Origin of the sequence: Streptomyces sp. H27-D2 (genome assembly GCF_035828615.1) — a bacterium.
Classification (GTDB): Bacteria; Actinomycetota; Actinomycetes; order Streptomycetales; family Streptomycetaceae; genus Streptomyces.
This window is the reverse complement of sequence record NZ_JAYMZR010000068.1, coordinates 17,138-41,486: the sequence shown is the minus strand read 5'-3', so window position 1 is coordinate 41,486 and position 24,349 is coordinate 17,138. Positions and strand designations below refer to the sequence as shown.

At 71.8% G+C, this 24,349-nt stretch carries 25 protein-coding genes; 16 read left to right on the top strand and 9 right to left on the bottom strand.

Annotation, left to right across the window (positions count from 1 at the left end; all coding sequences use genetic code 11):
* Positions 1 to 99 precede the first annotated feature (99 nt).
* Positions 100 to 1,041 carry a carbohydrate kinase family protein gene (locus tag QMK28_RS23785; protein WP_326441321.1) on the bottom strand — a complete coding sequence of 314 codons (942 nt, stop codon included), beginning with the start codon at positions 1,039 to 1,041 and terminating at the stop codon, positions 100 to 102.
* A 43-nt stretch (positions 1,042 to 1,084) separates the two neighbouring features.
* Between QMK28_RS23785 and QMK28_RS23780 the strand changes: the two genes are divergently transcribed.
* The 14 genes from QMK28_RS23780 (at position 1,085) to QMK28_RS23715 (ending at position 12,795) form a co-directional block, all read left to right on the top strand.
* Positions 1,085 to 1,654 carry a GNAT family N-acetyltransferase gene (locus QMK28_RS23780; RefSeq protein WP_326441319.1) on the top strand — a complete coding sequence of 190 codons (570 nt, stop codon included), beginning with the start codon at positions 1,085 to 1,087 and terminating at the stop codon, positions 1,652 to 1,654.
* A 186-nt stretch (positions 1,655 to 1,840) separates the two neighbouring features.
* A complete protein-coding gene (locus QMK28_RS23775; protein ID WP_326441328.1) occupies positions 1,841 to 1,924 on the top strand; it encodes a putative leader peptide in 84 nt (27 codons plus the stop codon).
* Positions 1,925 to 2,168: 244 nt separating this feature from the next.
* Positions 2,169 to 3,866: a nitrite/sulfite reductase gene (locus QMK28_RS23770; protein WP_326441317.1), complete on the top strand. Its 1,698-nt coding sequence runs from the start codon at positions 2,169 to 2,171 to the stop codon at positions 3,864 to 3,866.
* Entirely contained in the window at positions 3,863 to 4,045 is a 183-nt protein-coding gene (locus QMK28_RS23765) for a hypothetical protein (RefSeq protein WP_326441315.1), read from the top strand. Before QMK28_RS23770 ends, QMK28_RS23765 begins: the two co-directional genes overlap by 4 nt.
* On the top strand, positions 4,042 to 4,800 hold the full coding sequence (locus tag QMK28_RS23760; protein WP_326441313.1) for a phosphoadenylyl-sulfate reductase: 759 nt from the start codon (positions 4,042 to 4,044) through the stop codon (positions 4,798 to 4,800). The genes QMK28_RS23765 and QMK28_RS23760 overlap by 4 nt, the downstream gene beginning before the upstream one ends.
* Before the next feature lie 29 nt (positions 4,801 to 4,829).
* Positions 4,830 to 5,375, top strand: a complete 546-nt coding sequence (gene cysC / locus QMK28_RS23755; RefSeq protein ID WP_326441327.1) for an adenylyl-sulfate kinase — start codon at positions 4,830 to 4,832, stop codon at positions 5,373 to 5,375.
* Positions 5,372 to 6,322: a sulfate adenylyltransferase subunit CysD gene (gene cysD / locus QMK28_RS23750; RefSeq protein WP_326441311.1), complete on the top strand. Its 951-nt coding sequence runs from the start codon at positions 5,372 to 5,374 to the stop codon at positions 6,320 to 6,322. Before cysC ends, cysD begins: the two co-directional genes overlap by 4 nt.
* 1 nt (position 6,323) lies before the next feature.
* Positions 6,324 to 7,670: a sulfate adenylyltransferase subunit 1 gene (locus tag QMK28_RS23745; protein WP_326441309.1), complete on the top strand. Its 1,347-nt coding sequence runs from the start codon at positions 6,324 to 6,326 to the stop codon at positions 7,668 to 7,670.
* Between the two features lie 212 nt (positions 7,671 to 7,882).
* Positions 7,883 to 8,989, top strand: coding sequence for an aliphatic sulfonate ABC transporter substrate-binding protein (locus QMK28_RS23740; protein ID WP_326441307.1), 1,107 nt, complete (start codon positions 7,883 to 7,885; stop codon positions 8,987 to 8,989).
* A gap of 54 nt (positions 8,990 to 9,043) precedes the next feature.
* On the top strand, positions 9,044 to 9,838 hold the full coding sequence (locus tag QMK28_RS23735) for an ABC transporter ATP-binding protein (protein WP_326441305.1): 795 nt from the start codon (positions 9,044 to 9,046) through the stop codon (positions 9,836 to 9,838).
* Positions 9,825 to 10,748 (top strand): ABC transporter permease, encoded by a 924-nt coding sequence (locus QMK28_RS23730; RefSeq protein ID WP_326441303.1) that lies wholly within the window; start codon positions 9,825 to 9,827, stop codon positions 10,746 to 10,748. The genes QMK28_RS23735 and QMK28_RS23730 overlap by 14 nt, the downstream gene beginning before the upstream one ends.
* Before the next feature lie 14 nt (positions 10,749 to 10,762).
* Positions 10,763 to 11,545 (top strand): sirohydrochlorin chelatase, encoded by a 783-nt coding sequence (locus QMK28_RS23725; protein ID WP_326441301.1) that lies wholly within the window; start codon positions 10,763 to 10,765, stop codon positions 11,543 to 11,545.
* Positions 11,546 to 11,693: 148 nt separating this feature from the next.
* Positions 11,694 to 12,398: a HalD/BesD family halogenase gene (locus QMK28_RS23720; protein ID WP_326441299.1), complete on the top strand. Its 705-nt coding sequence runs from the start codon at positions 11,694 to 11,696 to the stop codon at positions 12,396 to 12,398.
* Between the two features lie 208 nt (positions 12,399 to 12,606).
* Complete coding sequence (locus tag QMK28_RS23715; RefSeq protein WP_326441297.1) at positions 12,607 to 12,795, top strand: DUF4236 domain-containing protein; 189 nt, start codon at positions 12,607 to 12,609, stop codon at positions 12,793 to 12,795.
* A gap of 136 nt (positions 12,796 to 12,931) precedes the next feature.
* Here the strand turns inward: QMK28_RS23715 and QMK28_RS23710 are convergent, their stop codons facing one another.
* From QMK28_RS23710 to QMK28_RS23685, 6 genes are all read right to left on the bottom strand, one after another.
* Positions 12,932 to 14,170: a S8 family peptidase gene (locus QMK28_RS23710; protein WP_326441295.1), complete on the bottom strand. Its 1,239-nt coding sequence runs from the start codon at positions 14,168 to 14,170 to the stop codon at positions 12,932 to 12,934.
* A gap of 623 nt (positions 14,171 to 14,793) precedes the next feature.
* The gene (locus tag QMK28_RS23705) at positions 14,794 to 15,906 is read right to left on the bottom strand and encodes a CDP-alcohol phosphatidyltransferase family protein (protein WP_326441292.1); all 1,113 of its coding nucleotides are present in this window, start codon (positions 15,904 to 15,906) and stop codon (positions 14,794 to 14,796) included.
* 85 nt (positions 15,907 to 15,991) lie between these two features.
* Positions 15,992 to 17,239 carry a macrolide-inactivating glycosyltransferase gene (mgt, locus tag QMK28_RS23700; protein WP_326441290.1) on the bottom strand — a complete coding sequence of 416 codons (1,248 nt, stop codon included), beginning with the start codon at positions 17,237 to 17,239 and terminating at the stop codon, positions 15,992 to 15,994.
* Positions 17,240 to 17,354: 115 nt separating this feature from the next.
* Complete coding sequence (locus QMK28_RS23695) at positions 17,355 to 18,677, bottom strand: ABC transporter substrate-binding protein (RefSeq protein ID WP_326441288.1); 1,323 nt, start codon at positions 18,675 to 18,677, stop codon at positions 17,355 to 17,357.
* Entirely contained in the window at positions 18,677 to 19,468 is a 792-nt protein-coding gene (locus QMK28_RS23690; protein WP_326441325.1) for a carbohydrate ABC transporter permease, read from the bottom strand. The genes QMK28_RS23695 and QMK28_RS23690 overlap by 1 nt, the downstream gene beginning before the upstream one ends.
* Before the next feature lie 167 nt (positions 19,469 to 19,635).
* Entirely contained in the window at positions 19,636 to 20,562 is a 927-nt protein-coding gene (locus QMK28_RS23685) for a carbohydrate ABC transporter permease (protein WP_326441286.1), read from the bottom strand.
* A 155-nt stretch (positions 20,563 to 20,717) separates the two neighbouring features.
* Between QMK28_RS23685 and QMK28_RS23680 the strand changes: the two genes are divergently transcribed.
* Together QMK28_RS23680 and QMK28_RS23675 are read left to right on the top strand one after the other, a co-directional pair.
* The gene (locus QMK28_RS23680; protein ID WP_326441284.1) at positions 20,718 to 21,695 is read left to right on the top strand and encodes a phosphotransferase enzyme family protein; all 978 of its coding nucleotides are present in this window, start codon (positions 20,718 to 20,720) and stop codon (positions 21,693 to 21,695) included.
* A 147-nt stretch (positions 21,696 to 21,842) separates the two neighbouring features.
* Positions 21,843 to 22,160: a hypothetical protein gene (locus QMK28_RS23675; RefSeq protein WP_326441282.1), complete on the top strand. Its 318-nt coding sequence runs from the start codon at positions 21,843 to 21,845 to the stop codon at positions 22,158 to 22,160.
* A 34-nt stretch (positions 22,161 to 22,194) separates the two neighbouring features.
* Here QMK28_RS23675 and QMK28_RS23670 read toward each other — a convergent pair whose 3' ends face one another.
* Entirely contained in the window at positions 22,195 to 22,893 is a 699-nt protein-coding gene (locus QMK28_RS23670; protein ID WP_326441280.1) for a 3'-5' exonuclease, read from the bottom strand.
* 203 nt (positions 22,894 to 23,096) lie between these two features.
* The gene (locus tag QMK28_RS23665) at positions 23,097 to 24,344 is read right to left on the bottom strand and encodes an SAV2148 family HEPN domain-containing protein (RefSeq protein WP_326441278.1); all 1,248 of its coding nucleotides are present in this window, start codon (positions 24,342 to 24,344) and stop codon (positions 23,097 to 23,099) included.
* Positions 24,345 to 24,349 lie beyond the last annotated feature (5 nt).

The following is a 24,349-nucleotide window of genomic DNA, read 5'->3' as shown; positions in this document are numbered from 1 at the left end:
AGGCGGCAGCAGGCCGTCCCCCCGGGGGGGGGGCGGGGGGGGGACGACACGGGTGGACGACACCGGGTGGACGACACCGGGTGGGCGGCCCCTCACGCCTCAGAAATCCTCGCCCCACGGCGAATCCGCGCCGCGCACCGCGCAGGTCGCGGCGGCGACCCGGTTGCCGAAGACGACCGCGGCGCGGGTGCGCTCCTCGTCGAGGTCGTCGAGCCGGCCGCCGAGCAGCCCGCCCTGGTGCAGCCGGTGCAGCAGGCCCGCCATGAAGGCGTCGCCGGCGCCGACCGAGTCCACCACCTCGACCGGCTCCCCGGCGACCGGGATGCGCCGGCCGTCGAGAGAGGCGAGTGCCCCGCCGGGCCCCATCGTGACGACCACCAGCCGGACGCCGAGGCGGTGCCAGTCGTCGCACACCTCCGCGGCCTCCCGGCCCGGGTAGAGGTGCTCCAGGTCGTCCTCGCTGAGCCGCACGATGTCGGCGAGGGAGCACCAGTGGGGCATCCGCTCGCGGTAGCGCTCCGGGTCGACGAGCAGCGGCCTGACGTTGGGGTCGAGGCTGATCGTGGCGTGCGGTCGCGCGGCGGCCAGCAGCGCTTCGATGCGGGCCGCCCCCGGGTCGCGTACCAGCGCGAGGGATCCGGTGTGCAGGCAGGCCGCGTCGGCCGGCAGCCCGGCCGACAGTTCGGCCTCGGTCCACTGCCAGTCGGCGGTGTGCTCCGCGTGGAAGGTGTAGTGGGCCCGCCCCAGCTCATCGAGGTCGGCGACGGCCAGCGTGCTGGGCTCGGCTGCCTCGGGGCAGCCGGTCAGGTCGACGCCCGAGGCGCTCAGGCGCTCGCGGAAGAGCCGCCCGAAGACGTCGCCGGAGAGCCGGCCGAGGAAATTCGTGCGGGTGCCGAGCCGGGCCAGCGCGACTGCCGTGTTGGCCGGGCCGCCGCCCGGCATGACGCTCAGATCGAGCCCGGGCCGGCCGGGCTCACGGGGTGCCGCGAAGGCATCGGCGACGCATTCGCCGAGAACTGCGACGGGGGTGCCGGCGCTCATCCGGGGCCTCTTTTCCGTTTTTCCGTATGATTTGCTGCTCGTTATGAGCATCAGCGTGACTACCTGGTCCCTTGAGCAGACCTCTGCCGGGGACCTGTCCCCCGCCGCGGGGCTGGACCCGGCAGCGGGGGTACGGATCGTACGGGCCGAAGTGCCGAGCCCGGAGTTCAGCCGGTTCCTCTATACGGCCGTCGGCGCCGATGTGACCTGGACGGACCGGCTGAGCTGGGATTACGCGCGCTGGCGGGCGTTTGTGGAGCGGCCGGGCACCGAGACCTGGGTCGCGTACGACCGGGGCACCCCGGCCGGGTACATCGAACTGGACGCGCAGGACGGGGGCGTCGTGGAGATCAGCTACTTCGGTCTGATCGCCGCGTTCCGGGGCCGCCGGATCGGCGGGGCGCTGCTCTCGGAGGGCGCCGCCCGCGCGTGGGACCTCGCCGAGCGGTGGCCGGAGCGGACCGCCACCAAGCGGGTATGGGTGCACACCTGCACCAAGGACGGGCCGCACGCGCTCGACAACTACCGGCGGCGCGGGTTCAAGCTCATCGACACCAAGGTCGAGGACGAGCCGAAGACGGCCACGCCCGGCCCGTGGCCCGGCGCGTACTGACCTGGCCGGGGGCCAGGGAGCGCTCTCCGACCGCCCCTCTACCCACCCCCGCACCACCCTCCGCAGCTCGGCCCGCAGCGCGCCGAAAAAGTGACCCACAGCACACGATCTCAGCATGCGGGACTCTTCCGTCCACATCATGGATAACGGTGGACTCTCCGGAGACCGCCGTGCCACGCTTCCGTCATGTCCAGAGCTGGAATTGCCTTGGTGAGTCGGCGGCACGTCGACCTCGGCCGCCTGTCCAGCGCCATCTGTCCGGCGAGCTGACAGCCCGGCACCGCCGCGTTTCTCCTCGTCCCCGTAGCGGTGGACGAGTGAATCCCGTTGATCTCCTGAACACAGCACCAGTGGGCGCAGCCGTGCGCCGGCGCGCGCCGCGTTCAGTCCGGCTGTCTGCTTTTCCGCAGGTCAGTGACGGTACTGAGGCAGATCACCGGGATGCCCTCCCGCAGCTTCAGTCAGGTCCTGCCCGATCCGCACTTCCTTGAGCCGCCCAGAAGGACGTACCGCCATGGCCACTACCCCCGAACAGCCAGCCGCTGCCGCGACCCGCCGCAAGGTCGGACGACACCGCGGCGAGGGCCAGTGGGCCGTCGGACACTTCACGCCGCTCAACGGGAACGAGCAGACGAAGAAGGACGACGACGGTCTCAATGTCCGGACACGTATTGAGACGATCTACTCCAAGGCCGGATTCGACTCGATCGACCCCGCCGACCTGCGCGGCCGGATGCGCTGGTGGGGCCTCTACACCCAGCGCAAGCCCGGTATCGACGGCGGCAAGACCGCGATCCTGGAGCCGGAGGAGCTGGACGACAAGTTCTTCATGCTGCGCGTGCGCATCGACGGCGGGCGGCTGACCACCGAGCAGCTGCGGGTCATCGGCGAGGTCTCGCAGGAGTTCGCGCGCGGCACCGCCGACATCACCGACCGGCAGAACATCCAGTTCCACTGGATCCGGATCGAGGACGTGCCGGAGATCTGGCGCCGCCTGGAGGGCGTGGGCCTGTCCACGACCGAGGCCTGCGGCGACACCCCGCGCGTCATCCTGGGCTCGCCGGTCGCCGGCATCGCCGAGGACGAGATCATCGACGGCTCCCCCGCCGTCGACGAGATCCAGCGCCGCTTCATCGGCAACCCCGACTTCTCGAACCTGCCGCGCAAGTTCAAGTCGGCCGTCTCCGGCTCACCGCTGCTCGACGTCGCGCACGAGATCAACGACATCTCCTTCGTCGGCGTCGAACACCCCGAGCACGGTCCCGGCTTCGACCTCTGGGTCGGCGGCGGCCTGTCCACCAACCCCAAGCTCGGGGTGCGGCTGGGCGCCTGGATCCCGCTCGGCGAAGTGGCGGACGTCTACGGCGGCGTGATCAGCATCTTCCGGGACTACGGCTACCGGCGGCTGCGCAACCGGGCCCGCCTGAAGTTCCTGGTCGCCGACTGGGGCCACGCGAAGTTCCGGCAGATCCTGGAGGACGAGTACCTCCAGCGCAAGCTGATCGACGGCCCCGCCCCCGCGCAGCCGGTCGGCACCTGGCGCGACCACCTCGGCGTGCACCGGCAGCGCGACGGCCGGTTCTACGTCGGCTTCGCGCCGCGCGTCGGGCGGGTCGACGGCAGCACCCTCACCAAGATCGCCGAGCTGACCGAGAACCACGGCTCGGGCCGGGTGCGCACCACCGCCGAACAGAAGATGATCGTGCTCGACATCGAGGAGAGCAAGGTCGAGTCGCTGGTCGCCGGGCTCGAAGCGCTGGACCTGCGGGTCACCCCGTCCTCGTTCCGGCGCGGCACGATGGCCTGCACCGGCATCGAGTTCTGCAAGCTCGCGATCGTGGAGACCAAGGCGCGCGGCTCCCAGCTGATCGACGAGCTGGAGCGCCGGATGCCGACGTTCGACCAGCCGATCACCATCAACCTCAACGGCTGCCCCAACGCGTGCGCCCGCATCCAGGTCGCCGACATCGGCCTCAAGGGCCAGCTGGTCCGGGACGCCGAGGGCAACCAGGTCGAGGGCTACCAGGTGCACCTGGGCGGCGCGCTGGGCCTCGAAGCGGGCTTCGGCCGCAAGGTGCGCGGGCTGAAGGTCACCTCCGCCGAACTGCCCGAGTACGTCGAGCGGGTCCTGACCCGCTTCTCCGAGCAGCGCGAGGACGGCGAGCGGTTCGCCCAGTGGGCGGCCCGTGCCGGTGAGGAGCAGCTCGTATGAGTGAGCGCGCGGCACCGTTCTACTGCCCGTACTGCGGCGACGAGGACCTGCGGCCGTCCGAGGCCGGACCCGGCGCGTGGGAATGCGCGTCGTGCAACCGGGCGTTCCGCCTCTCGTTCCTCGGACTCCTGGCCCAGGGCCTCGGGACCGACCGCAGCGAAGGGGGCACCATCGCATGACGACCACCGAGACAACCACCGAACAGCACACAGGTGTTGAGGCCGAAGCCGTTGGCGCGGAAGCAGTCGACGCCGAAGCGCTGGAGGCACTCGCCGAGCGCGCGGGCCGGGAGCTGGAGGACGCTCCGGCGCTCGACATCCTGCGCTGGGCCACCGAGACCTTCGGCAGCCGGTTCTGCGTCACCTCCTCGATGGAGGACGCGGTCGTCGCGCACCTCGCCTCCCGCGCCCTGCCGGGCGTGGACGTGGTGTTCCTCGACACCGGCTACCACTTCCCGGAGACCATCGGCACCCGCGACGCGGTGGCCGCCGTGATGGACGTCAACGTCATCACGCTCTCCCCGACCAGGACCGTCGCCGAGCAGGACGCCGAGCACGGCGCGAAGCTGCACGACCGCGACCCGGACCTGTGCTGCGCGCTGCGCAAGGTCGCGCCGCTCGAAGCGGGCCTGAGCGAGTACGACGCGTGGGCGACCGGGCTGCGCCGGGACGAGTCGCCGACCCGGGCCAGCACCCCGGTCGTGAGCTGGGACCCCAAGCGCCGCAAGGTCAAGGTCTCGCCGATCGCGCGCTGGACACAGGCCGACGTGGAGGCGTACGTCGCCGAGCACGGCGTGCTCACCAACCCGCTGCTCACCGACGGCTACGCCTCCGTCGGCTGCGCGCCCTGCACCCGCCGGGTGCTGGAGGGCGAGGACGCCCGCGCCGGCCGATGGGCCGGCAGCGACAAGACCGAGTGCGGACTGCACGGCTGATGAGCGAACAGATATCCAGGGAGCGCGAGATGACCGTGACGGACCAGGGAGCCACCATCTGGCTCACCGGTCTGCCGAGCGCGGGCAAGACCACGATCGCCTACGCGCTGGCGGAGCGGCTGACCGCCGACGGACACCGGGTGGAGGTGCTCGACGGGGACGAGATCCGCACCTTCCTCTCCGCAGGGCTGGGCTTCACCCGCGAGGACCGGCACACCAATGTGCAGCGGATCGGCTTCGTCGCCGAACTGCTGGCGTCCAACGGCGTGAAGGCCCTCGTCCCCGTCATCGCCCCGTACGCGGACAGCCGCGAGGCGGTGCGCAAGCGCCACCAGGCGGAGGGCACCGGCTACTTGGAGGTGCACGTCGCCACCCCGGTGGAGGTGTGCAGCGAGCGGGACGTCAAGGGCCTGTACGCCAAGCAGGCGGCCGGCGAGATCTCCGGGCTCACCGGGGTCGACGACCCGTACGAGGAGCCGGCCGACCCGGACATCCGGCTGGAGGCGCACGGCCGGACCGTACGGGAGTCCGCCGCCGCGCTGCACGCACTGCTGACCGAGAGGGGCCTGGCATGACGACCGCCACCACGCTGTCCGAGACCGGTTCGAGCCCGGAGGGCGGCAACCCGTACGCGCTCTCGCACCTGGACGCGCTGGAGTCCGAGGCCGTCCACATCTTCCGCGAGGTGGCGGGCGAGTTCGAGCGGCCGGTGATCCTCTTCTCCGGCGGCAAGGACTCGATCCTGATGCTGCACCTGGCGCTCAAGGCGTTCGCGCCCGCGCGGGTTCCCTTCTCCCTGCTGCACGTCGACACCGGGCACAACTTCCCCGAGGTCATCGACTACCGGGACCGCACCGCCGCCGAGCACGGGCTGCGGCTGCACGTCGCCTCCGTCCAGGACTTCATCGACTCCGGCAAGCTGCGGGAGCGGCCGGACGGCACCCGCAACCCGCTGCAGACCGTGCCGCTGCTCGACGCCATCGAGAAGAACCGCTTCGACGCGGTCTTCGGCGGCGGCCGGCGGGACGAGGAGAAGGCCCGCGCCAAGGAGCGCGTCTTCTCGCTGCGGGACGAGTTCGGCGGCTGGGACCCGCGCCGGCAGCGCCCCGAGCTGTGGCAGCTCTACAACGGCAAGCACGCCGCCGGCGAGCACGTCCGGGTCTTCCCGCTGAGCAACTGGACCGAGCTGGACGTGTGGCAGTACATCGAGCGGGAGAAGATCGACCTCCCGCAGATCTACTTCGCCCACGAGCGCGAGGTCTTCCAGCGGGCCGGCATGTGGCTGGCCCCCGGCGAGTGGGGCGGCCCCGGGGACGACGAGCGGACCGAGACCCGGATGGTGCGCTACCGCACCGTCGGTGACATGTCCTGCACCGGCGCCGTCGACTCGGACGCCGTGAGCATCGAGCAGGTCATCACCGAGATCACCGCCTCCCGGCTGACCGAGCGGGGCGCGACGCGGGCCGACGACAAGCTGTCCGAGGCCGCCATGGAAGACCGCAAGCGCGAGGGGTACTTCTAACATGACCACCATTGCCGAGACCTCCGCGGCGGCCACGTCGCTGCTGCGCTTCGCGACCGCCGGATCCGTCGACGACGGCAAGTCCACCCTGGTCGGCAGGCTGCTGCACGACTCCAAGTCGGTGCTGACCGACCAGCTGGAGGCCGTCGCACGGGTGTCCCGCGGCCGCGGCCAGGAGACCCCCGACCTCGCGCTGCTCACCGACGGGCTGCGCGCGGAGCGCGAGCAGGGCATCACCATCGACGTCGCCTACCGCTACTTCGCGACCCCCAAGCGCCGGTTCATCCTCGCCGACACCCCCGGGCACGTGCAGTACACCCGCAACATGGTGACCGGCGCCTCGACGGCCGAGCTGGCCGTCGTGCTGGTCGACGCCCGCAACGGCGTCGTGGAGCAGACCCGGCGGCACGCGGCGGTCGCCGCGCTGCTGCGGGTCCCGCATGTCGTGCTGGCCGTCAACAAGATGGACCTGGTCGACTACGCCGAGCCCGTCTTCGCCGCCATCGCCGCCGAGTTCACCGCCTACGCCGCCTCGCTCGGCGTCCCCGAGATCACCGCGATCCCGATCTCGGCGCTCGCCGGGGACAACGTGGTGACCCCGTCGGCGAACATGGACTGGTACGGCGGGCCGACGGTGCTGGAGCACCTGGAAACGGTCTCCGTCAGCACCGACCCGTCCGAGGACCCGGGCCGCTTCCCGGTCCAGTACGTGATCCGGCCGCAGTCCGCCGAACACCCCGACTACCGCGGCTATGCGGGCCAGATCGCCTCCGGCGTGCTGCGCGTCGGCGAGGCCGTGACCGTGCTGCCCTCGGGCCGCACCAGCACCGTCAGCGGGATCGACGCGCTCGGCGAGGCCGTCGAGGCCGCCTGGGCGCCGCAGTCGGTGACCGTCAAGCTCACCGACGACGTCGACGTCTCGCGCGGCGACCTGATCGTGCCGACCTCGCAGGCCCCGGCCACCACCCAGGACATCGAGGCGACCGTCTGCCACGTCCACGACCGGCCGCTCAAGACCGGCGACCGGGTGCTGCTCAAGCACACCTCGCGCACCGTCAAGGCGATCGTCAAGGACATCCCGTCCCGGCTGACCCTCGACGACCTCTCCCAGCACCCCGCGCCGGGCGAGCTCGTCGCCAACGACATCGGCCGGGTGGTGGTGCGCACCGCCGAGCCGATCGCGCTCGACGCGTACGCCGACTCCCGGCGCACCGGCTCCTTCCTGCTGATCGACCCGGCCGACGGCGCGACGCTCACGGCCGGCATGGCCGGCGCCGCCTTCGCCGACTCCCCGGCCGAGGTCGCGGCCGAACCCGTGCGCGGCGAGGACGAGGGATGGGACTTCTAGCCATGGCCGGTGAAGCGTTCTCCACTTTCGACCAGACGGGCGGCCGCATCGGCAGCGGCGCGCTCGGCAGCGGGACGGGCGGGGTCGGGCGATGTGCGTGCTGACGCCGGGACCCCGACCGCACCGCCCGTACACCCCGCACAGACGAAGACCCGCTGCTTCGCCGGGCGCGCCCTGACGCGCGTACCGGCCCACCGAGAGGACCACCTCCCGTGTCTGCCGACAGAATCACCCGCCGTCTCACCGCCACGGTCGCCGCCGTCGCCGCACTCCCGCTGCTGCTGAGCGCCTGCGGCTATGGCTCCAACGCCAAGAACGACAACAAGACGAAGGTCTCCGCCGAGGGCAAGGCGCTCTCCGCGAAGACGGTGAAGATCGGCTACTTCGCCAACACCACGCACGCCACCGCGCTGGTCGGCAACCGCAAGGGCTTCTTCCAGAAGGAACTGAAGGGCACGAAGGCCTCGTACCAGGCCTTCAACGCGGGCCCCGCCGAGATCGAGGCGCTCAACTCCGGTGCCATCGACATCGGTTGGATCGGACCCTCTCCCTCGATCAACGGCTACGCCCAGTCCAAGGGCCAGAGCCTGAAGATCATCTCGGGCTCCGCCTCCGGTGGCGTCAAGCTCGTGGTCGACCCCAAGAAGATCAAGAGCCTGGACGATCTCAAGGGCAAGACGATCGCCACCCCGCAACTGGGCAACACCCAGGACGTGGCGCTGCTCAACTACCTGGCCACCAAGGGCCTCACGGTCGACGGCAAGTCGGGCAAGGGCGACGTCACGATCGCCCGCACCGACAACAAGGTCACGCCGGCCGTCTTCCAGCAGGGTGACATCGACGGCGCCTGGGTGCCCGAGCCCACCGCCTCCAAGCTGGTCGCGGCGGGCGGCAAGGTGCTGCTCGACGAGAAGAAGCTGTGGAAGGACGGCAAGTTCGTCATCACGAACGTGATCGTCTCGCAGAAGTTCCTCAAGGCGCACCCCGACGTGGTCGAGGCGCTGCTGCGCGGCTCGGTGAAGACCAACGCCTGGATCAAGGCGCGGCCGGACGCGGCGAAGAAGGTCGTCAACTCCGCACTGGAGGAGGAGACCGGCAAACCGCTGCCCGCCAACGTGATCGACCCGGCTTTCAAGAGCGTCGACGTCACCAACGACCCGCTGGCCACCACCCTCCAGGACGAGGCCGACCACGCGGTCAAGGCCGGCCTGCTCGAGAAGCCCGATCTCAAGGGCATCTACGACCTCGCCCCGCTCAACAAGGTGCTGAAGGCCGAGGGCGAGCCCGCCGTCGACGACGCGGGCCTCGGCGCCGAGTAACAGGCCCTGTACCGCAGCCCACGCCAGCACAAGAGCCCCCAGGAGGTGACACCGATGACGACCACCACTCTCACCAAGCCCATCGCGACGGACGACACGGCGCCCTACGCCGCACGGATCGACCACGTGTCGAAGTCGTTCGGCCGTCCCGGCGCGCAGCAGCAAGTGCTGGAGGACATCAGCATCGATGTCGCCCCCGGCGAGTTCGTCTGCCTCCTGGGGGCCTCGGGCTGCGGCAAGTCCACGCTGCTCAACCTGGTCGCCGGCCTCGACCGACCGACCGAGGGCGGCATCGAGACCCCCGGCGGGCGGCCCGCCCTGATGTTCCAGGAACACGCCCTGTTCCCCTGGCTGACCGCCGGCCGGAACATCGAACTCGCGCTGCGGATGCGGGGCGTGCCGCGCGACGAGCGCCGCGACGAGGCCGAACGGCTGCTGGAGCTCGTCCGGCTCAAGGGCGCGTACGGCAAGCGGGTGCACGAGCTGTCCGGCGGTATGCGGCAGCGGGTCGCGATGGCGCGCGCGCTCGCCCAAGACAGCCAACTGCTGCTGATGGACGAGCCGTTCGCCGCGCTCGACGCGATCACTCGCGATGTGCTGCACGACGAACTGACCCGCATCTGGCGCGAGACCAAGTTGTCCGTCCTCTTCGTCACCCACAACGTCCGCGAGGCGGTGCGGCTCGCCGAGCGCGTCGTGCTGCTCTCGTCCCGGCCTGGCCGGATCGCCCGCGAATGGACGGTCGACATCCCGCAGCCGCGCCGGATCGAGGACTCCGCCGTCGCCGACCTCTCCGTCGAGATCACCGAACAACTGCGGGGGGAGATCCGCCGACATGGCCAACACTGAGACCAGGCCGGCCGAGGGCACGGCCCCCGGCGGCAGGAGCGCGCCGACCGCCGACAGCCTCGAAGGGCTCGAAGCGGGCCTCGACGCACTGGAGACGCACACCGCGCAGCGGACCCCGGTCAGCCGGGTGCTGCGCGAGAAGGCGCTGCCGCCGTTCATCGCCGTCGCCATCGTGCTGGCGCTCTGGCAACTGGCCTACCACTTCGAGCTCAAGCCGCACTACATGCTGCCGAGCCCGCTGGAGGTCGCGGGCGCGCTGGAGGACAAGTGGCTGGACGGCACCCTGCTGGGCTACGTCTGGACCAGCGTCTCGCGCGGCGCCCTCGGCTTCCTCGCCTCCGTAGCGATCGGCACCCCGCTCGGCCTGATCGTCGCCCGCGTCAAGCCGGTGCGCGCGGCGATCGGCCCGATCCTGTCCGGGCTGCAATCGCTGCCGTCAGTGGCCTGGGTGCCGGCCGCCATCATCTGGTTCGGGCTGAGCGACGCCACCATCTACACCGTGGTGCTGCTCGGCGCGGTCCCCTCGATCGCCAACGGCCTGGTCGCCGGGGTCGACCAGATCCCGCCGCTGTTCCTGCGCGCGGGCCGCACCCTCGGCGCGACCGGTCTGGACGGCGTACGGCACGTACTGCTGCCCGCCGCGCTGCCCGGCTACCTCGCCGGGCTCAAGCAGGGCTGGGCCTTCTCCTGGCGCTCGCTGATGGCTGCCGAACTCATCACCAGCTCGCCCGACCTGGGCATCGGCCTCGGCCAGCTCCTCGAACAGGGCCGCGAGCTGTCGGACATGTCCCTCGTGATGGGCGCGATCCTGCTCATCCTGATCGTCGGCATCGGCATCGAACTGCTGATCTTCGCTCCGATCGAGCGCCGCGTACTGCGCAGCCGCGGCCTGCTCGCGAGCAACCGCTGAACGGACCCATCCTCATGCACCTGAGCACCAGCCCGCCCCCCGGACGGCCCCCCGTCCTGCTGCTCATCGCCCACGGCAGCCGCGACCCGCGGCACGCGGCGACCGTCGGCGCGCTGTGCGAGCGCGTCCGGTCGCTGCGGCCCGGCCTGCGCGTCGAGGTCGGCTACCTGGACTTCTGCGCGCCGAGCGTCCCGCAGGTGCTGGCCCGGCTCTCGATGGAGGGGCGGCACAACGTCGTCGCGCTGCCGCTGCTGCTCTCCCGTGCCTTCCACGCCAAGTCCGACATCCCGGCCGTGCTGCGCGAGGCCGCCGCCCGGCTGCCCCGGCTCTCCGTCCGGCAGGCCGACGTACTCGGCCCGTCCCCGCTGCTGACCGCGACCCTGGAGCGGCGGCTGTACGAGGCCGGGGTGCGGCCCGGCGACCGGCGCTCGACCGGGGTCGTGCTGGCCTCGGCGGGCTCCTCAGACCCGGAGGCGATCGCAGCGATCGCAGAAATCGCGCGGGAGTGGCGGCACACCGGGTGGTGCGCCGTGCGGCCTGCGTTCGCCTCCGCATCTCTTCCCCGGACCGAGGACGCGATACGGGCGATGCGTGCCGACGGCATCGAGCGCGTCGCCGTCGCCCCGTACGTCATCGCCCCCGGCTTCCTGCCCGACCGCATCGCCCGCGGCGCGCGGGAGGCGGGCGCGGATGTGCTGGCCGGGGTCCTGGGCCCCTCGCGCGATGTGGCGCGGCTGCTGGTCGAGCGCTTCGAACAGGCGCGGGCGCCGCGGCGGCTGGCCGCGCTCAGCGCTTGACGGCCGGCGGACCCCCGTACGCGGCTGCGGCCGGCGCGCCCGCTCCATCCCGGCTCCGCCTCCCGTAAGCCGCGGCTCCGCCTCCCGTCGGCCGAGGCTCCAGCAGGCCCTCTGTCGCCGCGCGGCTGATCGCAGTTGACTGGGCGTCATGTCGACGAAGAGTGCACTCGCGATTCTCGATCCGGCCGTCATCAGCGCTCCCGCCGAGGAGTTGCGCGAGCGGTTCGACCAGTACGGCTACGTCCGGTTCCCCGGGCTGCTCACCGGCTCCGGCCTCCCGACCGTACGGGCCGAGCTGGAGCGGCTGGAGGGCGTCGCGCGGCGGCGCGACTTCGCGATGGAGTGCACCGGCGGCTCCTCGCGCCATATGACCGCCGCCGGCGGGCGGTTGATCGAGGCACGCTCGGAGTTCATCCCCCGCCTCTACGCCGACGACCGGATCGCCGAACTCCTCAGGCGCGCCTCGGGCCTCGACGTGACGCGGGTACCGGACCCGGTGGAGCGGCATGTCGCGAACTACCTGCACGAGCGGGGCGATACGCACGGGGCGCACTTCGACGACTACCCGTTCGCGCTGGTGATCTTCGCTGAGGCGCCGCGCTCCGCGCGGGACGGCGGGCTGCTGGAGTACGCACCGCACGCGCGCGGCCTGGACGACCTCGGCACGGCCCGCGCGCTGCGCGCCCACCACCGGCCCGGCGACGCGTATCTGCTGCGCAGCGACACCACCGCGCACCGGGTGACCCCGCTGCGGCGGGCCGGGCTGCGCCGCGTGGTGCTGAACTTCGCGTACACCGCACCGGGCATCCGGACGGCCACGACGCCTTCGGCCGAGCTGCTGTACGGGGAGTGAGGCGGTGTACGGGGAGGCGGTGTACGGGGAGGCGGTGTACGGGGAGGCGGTGTACGGGGAGTGAGCCGGACGGCGAGTGAGCCGGGTGCGCGCCGGTCGAGCACGCCTCCCCCTTCTCGTTCGTATGCCATGGCGCCCCAGGAGCAACGGTCCGCGGGCGATCCTGACGCACCATGGGGCGAGGCAGTAGACGCGCGAGGAGGCCGCCATGTCGGTGCACTACCACAAGCGAGTGACGATCATCCCCAGGCTCGTCCATCTCACCATCAACGGACACCGCTGGTCACTGGAGTACGGGTCGCGCAGGGCGCACGCCGTCCTCGGCTCGCACGGCCGGCGCGAGGCCTCGGTGCGGCTGCCCGGCGGGTTCAGCTGGCATCGGCGCTCGCGGCACTGACATCCGGGGACAGCTCGGGCACGGGCACAGAAGCACGGGCACGGCCGCACGGCCCCGGACACGAGACCGGCCGCCGTGCCCCTTGGGGGCGGGGCACGGCGGCCGGGGTGTCGCGAGCGCGGAGGTTACCCGACGGCTACTTGACGACCTTCAGCAGCTTGTTCGGGGTGCCCTCGGTCGGGTTGCTGATCTTGTCGGGGGTCGCGCCCCCGGTCAGCGCCTTGGCGACCTGGGCGGGGGTGGCCGCCGGGTGGCCGCTGAGGTAGACGGCCGCGGCGCCGACGACGTGCGGGGTGGCCATCGAGGTGCCGGAGATGGTCTTGGTCCCGCTGTCGCTGTCGTTCCAGTCCGAGGTGATGTCCGAGCCCGGGGCGTAGAGGTCCACCACGCTGCCGAAGTTGGAGAAGTCGGACTGCTCGTCGGCGTCGGTGCTGGAGGCGACGGTGATCGCCTGCTTCACCCGGGAGGGCGAGCCCTTGCCCGCGTCGGCGCTCTCGTTGCCCGCCGCGACCGCGAAGGTCACGCCGGAGGCGATTGCCTTCTTCACCGCCTCGTCGAGCGCCGGGTCGGCGCCGCCGCCGAGGCTCATATTGGCGACGGAGGGGCCCTGGTGATTCTCGGTGACCCAGTCGATGCCCGCGACGACCTGCTCGGTGGTGCCTGAGCCCTCGTTGTCGAGCACCCGCACGCCCACGACCTTGGCCTTCTTGGCCACGCCGTGCTGAGCGCCGGCGATGGTGCCGGCGACGTGCGTGCCGTGGCCGTTGCCGTCGTCCGCCGGGCCGCCGTCGATGGCGTCGAAGCCGGAGGCAGCGCGGCCCTGGAAGTCGTCGTGGGTGATCCGCACGCCGGTGTCGATGACGTACGCCGTGACGCCCGTGCCCGCGGCGGCGGGGTAGGTGTACTTCTTGTCGCCCTTGGTGGCCGCCTGGTCGATGCGGTCCAGGCCCCAGGACGGCGGGTCGGCCTGGGTGGCGCTGATGGTGAACTTCTTGTTCTGGACGACCTTGTCGACGGACGGGTCGGCGGCGAGCCGCTTGGCCTCGGTCTCGGAGAGGCCGCCGGCCGCGAAGCCGTCCAGCGCCGCCGTGTAGTTCCGCTTCACCTTGCCGCCGTACCGCGCGGCCAGTTCCTTGTTGTCGGCGCCGTCGGCCTTCTCGGCCTTCAGGCCGTCGCCGGCGCTGCGGGTGTCCTTGTCGAGCAGGACGATGTAGCTGCCGTCGACGGCGCTCTTGGCGCCGGCACCGTAGATGGTGCCTTCGGCGGGCGTGGCGCCGGCCGGCAGGGCCGCGATGGCCCCGATGGCGGAGGCTGCCGCGACCGCGGTTATCGCCGCGATGAGCCGTCGTCTGCCGAGACGCTTGTGACTTGCCATGACGAGGTTCTCCTCGTTAGCGGTGTGGGGGGATGAAAACGGTGAAACTGTGGAAACACTGCTGTGCTCAGCCCGGCCGACGGAAAGATCGTCAGCGGGCTGGCTCGAAACCCTGTCGGATCGCCGGTGCCGTTTCAACGGATACCGGCCGGTGTGACATATGCAACGGATCTGCGAAATTTCAAATACCGTTAAAAACAGCTAAATTGGCCACCCATTTGGCATGAGCTGACACGTTTTACGTGTCGTACATGTCCCAACTCCCTTTACCTGTAAGGGACCTGGGTCAGCCTTCCCGAGGATTCCCCCACTCCCCAAGGTGGAGAGCACCGCGCACCGGCTCACCGCTCAGCACGACGATGCGGGCCCTTCGCCGCCGTAACTTCGAGGAGGAGGAGGCGGCGGTGCGGTAACGCCGCCGGGTACGAGGGGGAAGACCGTGGCGGAGACCCGCCGTAACGGCGCTCACAGGAGCGATGCGCACGCGAGCAGGCCAGGCGCGATCGCGGCCCGCGCGGGCGGTTGGAGCGCGCGCCACCGATGGACGACGGCGCGGAGCCCGGCAGCGGAGCCGGGTTCCGCGCCGCCGCGCGCCCATGAGGGCGGGGACCAGCCGGATCGCGTCAGGGTCTGACGGCCGGGCCGGTGAGGGGCCGGCCGGCCGGCGGCTGCTCGGCCACGGGCTCGGCGAGCGCCGGACCGGGCACCGCGGCGAGCGCGGGCGACGGCGCGGGGGGCGGCCCGAAGGAGTTGATGGTGCGGGTGAAGTCCCGGGTGGAGAGCAGCAGTTTGTAGATGATGGCGAGTTCGAAGACGAGCAGCAGCACGCCCGCGCCGATGGTCACCGGGGCGACCGCGTCCACGGCGGGGGCGATGATGAAGACGGCCATCTGGAACTCGATGCCGCTGATCAGGTGCGTACGGATGCGGTGGCGCAGCAGCAGCGAGCGGAAGCGGGTGTACCAGGGGAAGCGGCTCCGGAACTCCTGGTGCAGGTCGACGACCGCGGGCTTGCGCGGGCTGGGGATGCCGGTCAGCGCGGCGGCGGCTTCGTCGGCGCCGTCGCCGATCGTGCCGTCGGCGTTCTCCATGCCGTCCGGGTCCGAGGCGAGGGTCGCGGCCGTCGCCTGGTCCTGCTCCATGTCGGCTTCGGGGTTGTCCCGCAGCAGGTCCTCCATGAAGGAGAGTTCCGCATGGCGGTCCGCGCGGCGGGCCTGCCGGACCCGGGTCTTGATCTGCTTGCGCATGCCGTGGCGGATCTTGAAGATCTCCAGGGCGTCGAGGTAGCGCAGCATGTCGAGGAAGACGACGGCGAGCGCCAGCCAGAGGTAGACGGTGTCGCCGGTGCGGTTGTACTGGCCGCTCATCAGCGCGATCGCGCAGGCCAGCACGCGCAGCCGGTCGAAGACGTAGTCCAGCCAGGCGCCGAAGACCGAGCCGTTGCCGGTCAGCCGGGCGAGCTTGCCGTCCATGCAGTCGAGGATGAAGCTGACGTGGTAGAGCGCCGCCCCGACGAGCAGCCAGCCCCAGCTGCCGTTCGCGAAGCAGGCGGCGGCCGCGAGCCCGAGAAGAAGAGCGAACCAGGTGATCTGGTTGGGGGTGATCCGGGTGCGCATCGCGGTCCAGCGCACCAGCGGTGTGGCGACCGGGTCGACGAGCAGCACGGTCCACCAGGCGTCGCGCTTCTTCTCGGTGGTGCGGCGCACCTCTGCGAGGGGCGGTATGTGTCGGTGCATGGTCAACTTCCTGGCGTCCGGAAAGTGTTCACTCTGACGTTAAGAAGGTTGTTGACCAAGTAACAAGGTGTACGCCATACAACCTTTACCGGGGGGTAGCCGTCTCTTGAAGTGCGGGTGTCGGTGACATGTCCAGCAGCTCGGCTTCGATGAGATCGGCGGCTCGCCGGGTTCCGCCCTCGGCGGCCATCGACCGCTGAAGCGCCCGCGAAGCCGCCGCCACCCGGGGGTTCCCGACGAGCGCGAGCACCGCTTCGCGCAGCGTCCGCGCGGTGGCCTCCTCCTTGGGCACATGCCGGGCGACGCCCAGGCTCTGGAGCATGTCGGCGTTGCCGAACTGGTCGACGGCCTGCGGGACCGCGACCATCGGCACCGCGCAGGCGAGCCCCTCCTGGCTGCCGCCCGCGCCGGCGTGCGTGATGAAGGCGTCGGCCTGCCTGAGCACGGCCAGCCGCGGCACCCAGTCGCGCACCTCGAAGTTGGCCGGGACGGGGCCGAGTTCGGCGACGTCGACGTGCTTGCCGATCTGTAGCACCACATACCAGCCGTCGAGACCGCCGAAGGCTTCGAGGCACTCGCGGTAGAAGCCGGGCTCCTTGGTGTACGAGGAGCCGAGCGAGACGAGCAGCACCTTGTCCGTCGCCGCGAGGCCGGCCGGGCGGCGCCACTCCCCCTGGTGTCCGCGGTCGCCCTGGCACGCGCCCACGAAGGTGTAGACCGAGGGGTCGACCCGGTCCAGGTGGGGCTGGAGCGCGCCGGGGATCAGCGCGAGGCAGCGATCGGGGCGGCCGACGAAGCGGTCGGGGTCGATCGTCATGCCGTTGGCGGCGATCCAGTCGTTGAAGCGCTCGTAGTACGCGCTGCCGCGCGGCGTCTTCTTCAGCTCCCGGTACGCCTCGGCCACCGCCTCCTCCTCATACCCCTCCCAGGCGACGAGGTTGGGCGAGAGCTGCACCACGGGCACGTCCCAGCGGTGCGCCAGGACGCGGGCCGGCCAGGCCGTGATGTCGTAGAGGACCAGGTCGGGCTCGTCGCCCCGGAATGCCTTGGTCAGTTGCGGCAGCGCCTGGACGGCGTCCGCCAGGAACGTCTCGATGTTGTCGATCAGCTCCGTCCCCCAGGCCTCCGGGTCGCCCTCGGTCGGCAGCACCGAGGTGTAGATCCGCGGCTCCGCGCCGGTCTCGGCGACGGTCTCGGCGAAGGACTCGGGGATGGCGTAGCTGACGCGGTGACCGCGGACCACGAGTTCGCGGATCACTTCCAGGCTCGGGTTCACATGCCCGTGGGCCGCGATGCTGAACATGGCGATGTGGGCGCGCTTCGGTGGCGTCATGCCGCCAGGCTATGCGAGACGAGACGTCTCGTTCAACTCATTTCGGGTATCTGCGTTCCGCGACGTAACCGCGTTCCGCGACGCCGCGCTCGCGGGGGTACCCGCGCCCCGCCCCCTACCGCTGATACCGCGCCAGCACCAGATTCCCGTCCTTCACCAGCCGGTGCCGCAGCTCGCCCAGATCGATGGCGCCGCTGTAGTACTCCTGGAGCGCCGGAGTCGCGACCTTGTCCTTCCACTCCGGGTAGCCCCGCACGGTCTGCGCGGGGGCCGGGCGCAGGTGCCCCGCGAGCGCGGTGCCAGTGGCCCAGCCGTGCTCGGCGCGGTGCAGCGCCGGATCCTTCAGCGCCTCGGCGCCGGTCGGCAGCATCCAGTCGCCCAGCGCGAGCCGCACCATGTTGCGTGGCCGCAGCAGGAAGTCGATGAAGGCGACCGCCTCCTTCTTGAACGGGCAGTCCTCGGCGACGGAGAGGGTCTGCGGGCTGACGCCCTGCGCCAGGCCCGCGCGGCCGGCCGGCGCGGGCAGCACGGTCCAGTCGAAGCCCTTGGGAGCCTGCTGGTCGAGCTGTTGGCGGTACGAGAAGCCGAGCGGCACCATCGCGTATCTGCCCGCGAAGAAGCCCGGCAGGGTGTCCGAGCCGCCCATGCCCAGCGTGCTCCCCGAGGCACTGCGGTCCCGGTTGACCTGGTCGTGGACGACGCGCGGGACCTGCCGGTCGGCCGCGTCGAAGCGGATCTCGGTCCGGCCGTCCGGCCGCCGGTGGAACATCCGGCCGCCGGTCGACAGGGAGAGGTTGAGGGTCGCCGAGACCGGGTCCTTGAGCGGCCAGGCGACCCCGTACGTCCCGGAGCCGCCGCTGCCCGAGCGGCCGCGGCCACCGCTCAGCTCGCGCGCGACCCGCTCGAACTCCGGCCAGCTCCACGGCTTCGCGGGGGTCGGCAGCCGCACCCCGGCCTTCCTCAGCAGCGTGCGGTTGGCGATCAGGACGCGCGGCTCCTGGAGGAACGGCACCCCGTAGATCTTCCGGTCGAAGGTCGCGGTGCCCCAGCTGCGCTGCGGGATGTCGTCCCGCAGCCGCTGCGGGAGCAGCCCGGTCAGGTCGGCGAGATCGCCGCCGTACGCGAACTCCGCGAGGTCGTCGGAGGCGTCGTGGATGATGTCCGGCTGCTCGCCGCCCTCGAAGGAGGTGAGCAGTTGGTCGTGCACGTTGTCCCAGCTGCCCTGGACGTAGCGGATCCGGACCGTGGGGTGCGCGCGGTTCCACTCCGCCACCAGCTGCTTGTTGGCCTCGACCGACTCCTTCTGCCAGGCCAGCGACTGGAAGCGCAGCGTGATCCCGCCGTCCGCGTCCCGGCCCCTGCGCTCGGCGGCGCAGCCGGGCAGCAGCGCGGCGGCGGGCGCGGCCAGCGCCGCCGCCAGCAGGGTGCGGCGGCGCATCAGCTCTTCACCGCCCCGGTCAGCATCCCACCGGTGATCCGGCGCTGGATGAGCGCGAAGATCACCAGGCTGGGGAGGGTCGCGAGCAGCGCGGCGGCGGCGAGCGGACCGAGGTCGGCGACGCCCTCCGCACCGAGGAAATGGGTCAGGACGACCGGCATCGTCTGTTTCTCCGGGGACTTGAGCAGGACGAGCGCGAAGAAGAACTCGTTCCAGGCGGTGATGAAGGCGAACAGTCCGGTGGCGACGATGCCCGGGGCCAGCAGCGGGGCGACGATCGACACGAGGGTGCGCAGCCGGCCCGCCCCGTCGACCGCGGCGGCCTCCTCCAGCTCGGGCGGCACGGCCTTCACGTACCCGGCGAGCATCCAGAGCGCGAAGGGCAGCGACCACACGACGTAGACCATGATCAGGCCCGGCAGCGAGTCGATCAGGCGCAGGTTCTTGAGGACCAGGAACAGCGGGATGATCACCAGCACGAACGGGAACGCCTGGCTGACCAGCACCCACCCGGTGGCGGCCTTCGCCGGCCGCCCCTGGTGCCGGGCCATCACGTACGCCATCGGCGTCGCCAGCAGCACGGAGATCAGCGCCGCGCTCGCCGCCGCGATCAGGCTGTTCGCGGCGGCCTGCAACAGCGGCTGCTCGTCGAAGGCCTGCCGGAAGTTGTCGAGGGTGGGCTGATCGGGAATCCAGCCCGGGTGGACGGTCGCCAGCTCGCGCGGCGGCTTGAAGGCGGTCGAGAGCAGCCAGAACAGCGGGAAGGCGAGGAAGACCAAGTAGCAGAACAGCGCGGCGTACTGGCCGGTGCGGCCGGCCCGGCGCTTGAGGGCGCGGCCGGCCGGCGCCCGGCCCGCCGGCTTACGTCCCGGCGTCGGCCCGGTCGCGGATCGCTCGGTATCCGGTCGCCCGGCACCGGGTCGCTCGGCATCAGGTCGCTCGGCATCAGGTCGCTCGGTCACTGGTCGTCCCCCTTCAGCCGGCCCGCGAGGAAGACGGCCAGCAGCACGGAGATCACCGCGACCATCACACAGCCCATCGCCGCCGCGTACCCGAACTGGCCGTAGCGGAAGGCCTCCTCGTACGCGAAGAGCATCGGCAGCCGGGTGCGCCCGCCGGGACCGCCGCTGGTGAGCACATAGACCAGGGCGAAGGAATTGAAGTTCCAAATAAAATTGAGCGCGGTGATCGCGAGCGCGATCGGCTTCAGGGCGGGCCAGGTGACGGTACGGAAGCGGCGCCAGGCGCCCGCGCCGTCCATCGCGGCGGCCTCGTGCAGCTCGCGCGGGACGTTCTGGAGTCCGGCCAGCAGCGCGACGGTGGTCTGCGGCATTCCGGCCCAGATGCCGACGACGATCACCGCGGGCAGCGCGGTGGCCAAGCCGGTGAGCCAGGCTCTGCCGTCGCCCAGCCCCAGGTCGCGCAGCGACTCGTTGAGGATGCCCGCGTCGGGGTGGTAGACGAGCCGCCACATGATGCCGACGACGACCTCGGGCATCGCCCAGGGGATGATCGCCAGCGCGCGGGCCAGCCAGCGGAAGCGCAGGTTCACGTTGAGCAGCAGGGCCAGGCCGAGCGCCAGCGCGAACTGCGGGACCGTCACCCCGACCGCCCAGAGCAGCCCGATCCGGAACGAGTCCCAGAACAGGCTGTCGTGCAGCAGGTCGGAGAAGTTCAGCAGCCCGACCCACTCGGTGGGTTCGGTACGGCCCGCCTGCGAGTCGGTGAAGGCCAGCGCGATGCCGTAGAGCAGCGGGCCGACGCTCAGGATCAGGATCGGGATCAGCGCGGGCAGCACGAGGAACCAGGTGGCCGGGTCGCGCGCCCTGCGCGGACTGCCGGGTGCGGGTTCGCCGGACCGCTTCGTCGCGGTCGCCAGGGTCACGGCAAGGGCTCCTTCAAGCGCGGCTCGGTCCTATCGGATCGGCCGCACGCGTCCGGTCGGCAGCCGCCGTCATCGTGCTGACGAGCGGGGCGCGCGTCAAGCGTGCCGCACGCGGGTGGAACACTGGGGGTGATCGATTCGGCGGAAGGCACGGCGTGGCTCAGAGGACATTCACCGAGGAACGGGCTCGTACCGTGCTCGCGGCCGCCCTGCCGCACTACCGCGACGGCTCCGCGAAGGCGCGGCTGCTCGCGCTCGGCGAGAACGCCGTGTTCGCGCTCGACAGCCTGTCCCTGGTGGTGCGCATCGGCCGGGACCTGGAGCTGTGGGACCGGGCCGCGCGCGAGCTGCGGGTCGCCGACTGGCTGGCCGCGGAGGGCCTGCCGGCGGTACGGCCGAGCCGGCGGTACGGGCCGGAGCAGCCGCTCCCGTTCGACGGCCATCTCGTCACCTTCTGGGAGCAATTGCCCGATCCGGTACGGCCGGCCGGAGCGGTCGACCTCGCCGAGCTGCTCCGGCTGGTGCACGCGCTGCCGGAGCCGGACGCGGGGCCGGACTCGGGGGCGGACGCCGGCACGGTTGCGCAGCCGGGGCCGGACGCGGAGCCGGAGCCCCGGCCGCGGCTCTCCCTCCCCCGGCGCGAATTGCTGGGCGGGGTCGAGCGCTGGCTGCGGCTCGCGGGCGAGGCCATCGACCCGGCGGACGCGGATTACCTCCGGGGCCGCCGGGACGGCTTCGCCGAGGCCGCCGCCACGCTGACGCCCCAACTGCCGCCCGGCCCGATCCACGGCGACGCGCTGCCGCGCAATGTGCAGGTCGGACCGGACGGCCCGGTGCTGGTCGACCTGGAGACCTTCGCGAGCGATCTGCGCGAGCACGACCTCGTGGTGATGGCCCTGAGCCGGGACCGCTATGGTCTCGACCCGGCCGCCTACGACGCGTTCACCGCCGCGTACGGCTGGGACGTACGGGAGTGGGCCGGCTGCACGGTGCTGCGCGGTGCGCGGGAGACGGCGAGCTGCGCGTGGGTCGCCCAGCACGCGCCGGGCAACGCCAGGGCTCTCGCCGAGTTCCGGCGCCGGGTCGCGTCCTTGCGGGACGACGACCCGACGGTTCGTTGGTTTCCTTTCTGAGGGTGCGGCTGGCTGCCCGGCGGCCGGGCGGGTCTCACGGGTTTTCGAGAATCCAGATCGTGCCCGTGCCGGGGCGGTACAGGGACAGGTGGTCCCGCCGGCCCGAGCCGTCGTCACAACTGGGTTGATCAGGGAGGCGGTTGAGACATGAGCGAACTCCCCTCCGGCCTGTTCCGGAGCTGGGTGCATTCCTATGAGGAGGACACCGAGGGCGTGGCGGTCTACCGCCCCGCCGATTTCCCCTTTCCCCCCGCGCGCGGACGGCGTGGTCTGGAGCTGGCGGCGGACGGCACCTTCACCGGCCACCCCATCGGCCGCGGCGACGCGCCCGACGCGGTGACCGGCCACTGGCAGGCCGCGGACGACGGCCGGCGGCTCGCCGTCACCTTCCCCGACCCGGACCGCCCGGACCGCCGCGTGGAGGTCCTGCACGTCTACGACCGGGTCCTCAAGATCCGCGCCTGACCGCCCCGCAGGCCCGCGCTCAGGCTGCCCGCGCTTAGCGAAGCGGCCAGCGGGCCTCGACTATCGCGTCCGGCGTGCCCTTCTTGCGCAGCCACTGCTGGTAGCCCGCCGCCCAGTCCGCGTACCAGCCGATCTGCGAGCGGTGCAGCTCCCACAGGTCCGCGCCGCCCACCTGCTCGTACCGCTCGGCGACGGCGCAGGCGACCCGCACCGCCGCGAGCGCGTCCGCGCCCGCTTCATGCGCGCCGTCCAGCGCCACGCCGTAGACCGCGCAGGTCGCCTCCAGGGTGCGCTTGCCCTTGCGGTAGCGGTCGACCGCGCGGTCGATGGTGTACGGGTCGAGGACCGGTCCCACCTCGCCGCCGAGCCGCTCCGAGAGGGACGCGAGGCCGTACCGCCGCAACTCCGCGGCCAGCATGGTGAGGTCGAAAGCGGCGTTGTACGCGACCACCGGCACCCCCGTCTGCCAGTAGCCGACCAGGACCCGCGCTATCTCCTCGACCACTTCGGCCGCCGGGCGGCCCTCGGCGGCGGCGCGCTCCGTGGTCACCCCGTGGATCGCCGCGGCCTCGTCCGGAATGGGCACCCCCGGATCGGCCAGCCACTCGCGGCGGCCTATCGGCACGCCTTCCTTGACCTCCAGGACGGCGGCCGTGACGATCCGCGAGGCGCTCGGGTCCGTACCCGTCGTCTCCAGGTCGAAGCCGATCAACAGCTCCTGGTGCCACCCCATGGAGGCCCTCCTTCGTGGTCCGTTCCCGCGACTGGGCTCCAGCCTCCCACGCACCACTGACAGCGCCACGGGCCCGGTCGGAACACCCCGCGGGCCCGGCCGGAACACCCAGCGGACCCGGTCGGAACACCCGGCGGACCCGGTCGGACCAGCCGCGGGCCGGCCGGAGCACCCAGCCGGGACTCCGGCCCGCTCCCCTCCGGTCAGGACACCGGCCGCGAGTCGGCCCACTCGTTCTCGAACTCCTCGCGGTAGATCTCGAAGAGCCCGTGTTCGCTCTCCTTGCCGTCCCGCAGCAGATTGCGCCCGCCGCCGCGCAGCACCAGCACCGGGACCTCCATGCCGCGCGCCCGGCGCAGATAGGACTGGACGACCGCGAGGCCGTCCGCGCTGTCGCCGTCCACCAGGTAGGCGGTGAAGCGCGGCGTCTCGTCGAAGACCCGGATCTCGAAGGCCGCCTCGTCGCGCAGCCGGGCGCGGACCCGCCGCATGTGCAGGATGTTCATCTCGATGGAGCGGCTCAGCTCGCCCTTCTTGAGGCCGAGTTCGCGCTCCCGGCGGCGGACCGCGCTGCTCGCCGGGTTGAGGAACAGCAGCCGGACCCGGCAGCCCGTCTCGGCCAGCCGGACCATCCGCCGCCCGGAGAAGTTCTGCACCAGCAGATTGAGGCCGATGCCGATGGCGTCGAGCCGCCGGGCGCCGCCGAAGAGGTCCTCCGCGGGCAGCTGGCGTTGCAGCCTGACCCGGTCGGGGTGCACGCCGACCACGTCCGCGTACCGGTCCCCCACCAGGTCCTCGAAGGCGTCGACCGGCAGCCGGTCGGCGGTCCGCGGCCGGCCGGGGGCGGTGGCGGTTCCGGAGCCGAGGATGTCGAGGAGCCGCGCGCAGGCCCGCTCCGCCTGGGCGAGCACGGTCTCGGACAGCGCCCGGTTGCGGGAGACGATGTTGCGCGACACTTCCAGCTCGTCGAGGGCGAGTTCGAGCTCCCGCCGGTCGGCGAGGTACGGCTCGAAGCACGGCCAGTGCTGCACCAGCAGCTCGCGCAGCTGCGGCAGCGTGAGGAAGCTGAGAACGTTGTCGTCGGCCGGGTCGAGCAGATAGCCCTTGCGCCGGCTCACCTCGCGTACGGCGACGGCCCGCTGCACCCACTCCTGGCCGGCCGGGCCCGCGGCGGCGACCACCCACTCGTCGCCGTGCACCGGCTCGTAGACGGGTCGCAGTATCGCCCCGACGACCGAGCGCAGCCGCTGCTCGACGAGGTTCAGCCAGATATAGGCCCGCCCGGCCCGCCGGGCGCGGGTGCGCACCTCGGCCCACGCCTCGGCGCCCCAGTCCAGTTCCGCCCCGATCTCCATCGGCCGGGCCAGGGACAGCGCTCCGGGTGGTGCGTCGACGGAGCCGCCCTCATGACATCCGTCACCCGGTGGCAACTCACGCCCGCCCGAACTCACCTGTG

Coding starts and splice junctions, on each gene's coding strand:
- QMK28_RS23785 (WP_326441321.1), bottom strand. CDS start 1,041: ATGAGCGCCGGCACCCCCGTCGCAGTTCTCGGCGAATGCGTCGCCGAT.
- QMK28_RS23780 (WP_326441319.1), top strand. CDS start 1,085: ATGAGCATCAGCGTGACTACCTGGTCCCTTGAGCAGACCTCTGCCGGG.
- QMK28_RS23775 (WP_326441328.1), top strand. CDS start 1,841: ATGTCCAGAGCTGGAATTGCCTTGGTGAGTCGGCGGCACGTCGACCTC.
- QMK28_RS23770 (WP_326441317.1), top strand. CDS start 2,169: ATGGCCACTACCCCCGAACAGCCAGCCGCTGCCGCGACCCGCCGCAAG.
- QMK28_RS23765 (WP_326441315.1), top strand. CDS start 3,863: ATGAGTGAGCGCGCGGCACCGTTCTACTGCCCGTACTGCGGCGACGAG.
- QMK28_RS23760 (WP_326441313.1), top strand. CDS start 4,042: ATGACGACCACCGAGACAACCACCGAACAGCACACAGGTGTTGAGGCC.
- cysC (WP_326441327.1), top strand. CDS start 4,830: ATGACCGTGACGGACCAGGGAGCCACCATCTGGCTCACCGGTCTGCCG.
- cysD (WP_326441311.1), top strand. CDS start 5,372: ATGACGACCGCCACCACGCTGTCCGAGACCGGTTCGAGCCCGGAGGGC.
- QMK28_RS23745 (WP_326441309.1), top strand. CDS start 6,324: ATGACCACCATTGCCGAGACCTCCGCGGCGGCCACGTCGCTGCTGCGC.
- QMK28_RS23735 (WP_326441305.1), top strand. CDS start 9,044: ATGACGACCACCACTCTCACCAAGCCCATCGCGACGGACGACACGGCG.
- QMK28_RS23730 (WP_326441303.1), top strand. CDS start 9,825: ATGGCCAACACTGAGACCAGGCCGGCCGAGGGCACGGCCCCCGGCGGC.
- QMK28_RS23725 (WP_326441301.1), top strand. CDS start 10,763: ATGCACCTGAGCACCAGCCCGCCCCCCGGACGGCCCCCCGTCCTGCTG.
- QMK28_RS23720 (WP_326441299.1), top strand. CDS start 11,694: ATGTCGACGAAGAGTGCACTCGCGATTCTCGATCCGGCCGTCATCAGC.
- QMK28_RS23715 (WP_326441297.1), top strand. CDS start 12,607: ATGTCGGTGCACTACCACAAGCGAGTGACGATCATCCCCAGGCTCGTC.
- QMK28_RS23710 (WP_326441295.1), bottom strand. CDS start 14,170: ATGGCAAGTCACAAGCGTCTCGGCAGACGACGGCTCATCGCGGCGATA.
- QMK28_RS23705 (WP_326441292.1), bottom strand. CDS start 15,906: ATGCACCGACACATACCGCCCCTCGCAGAGGTGCGCCGCACCACCGAG.
- mgt (WP_326441290.1), bottom strand. CDS start 17,239: ATGACGCCACCGAAGCGCGCCCACATCGCCATGTTCAGCATCGCGGCC.
- QMK28_RS23695 (WP_326441288.1), bottom strand. CDS start 18,677: ATGCGCCGCCGCACCCTGCTGGCGGCGGCGCTGGCCGCGCCCGCCGCC.
- QMK28_RS23675 (WP_326441282.1), top strand. CDS start 21,843: ATGAGCGAACTCCCCTCCGGCCTGTTCCGGAGCTGGGTGCATTCCTAT.
- QMK28_RS23670 (WP_326441280.1), bottom strand. CDS start 22,893: ATGGGGTGGCACCAGGAGCTGTTGATCGGCTTCGACCTGGAGACGACG.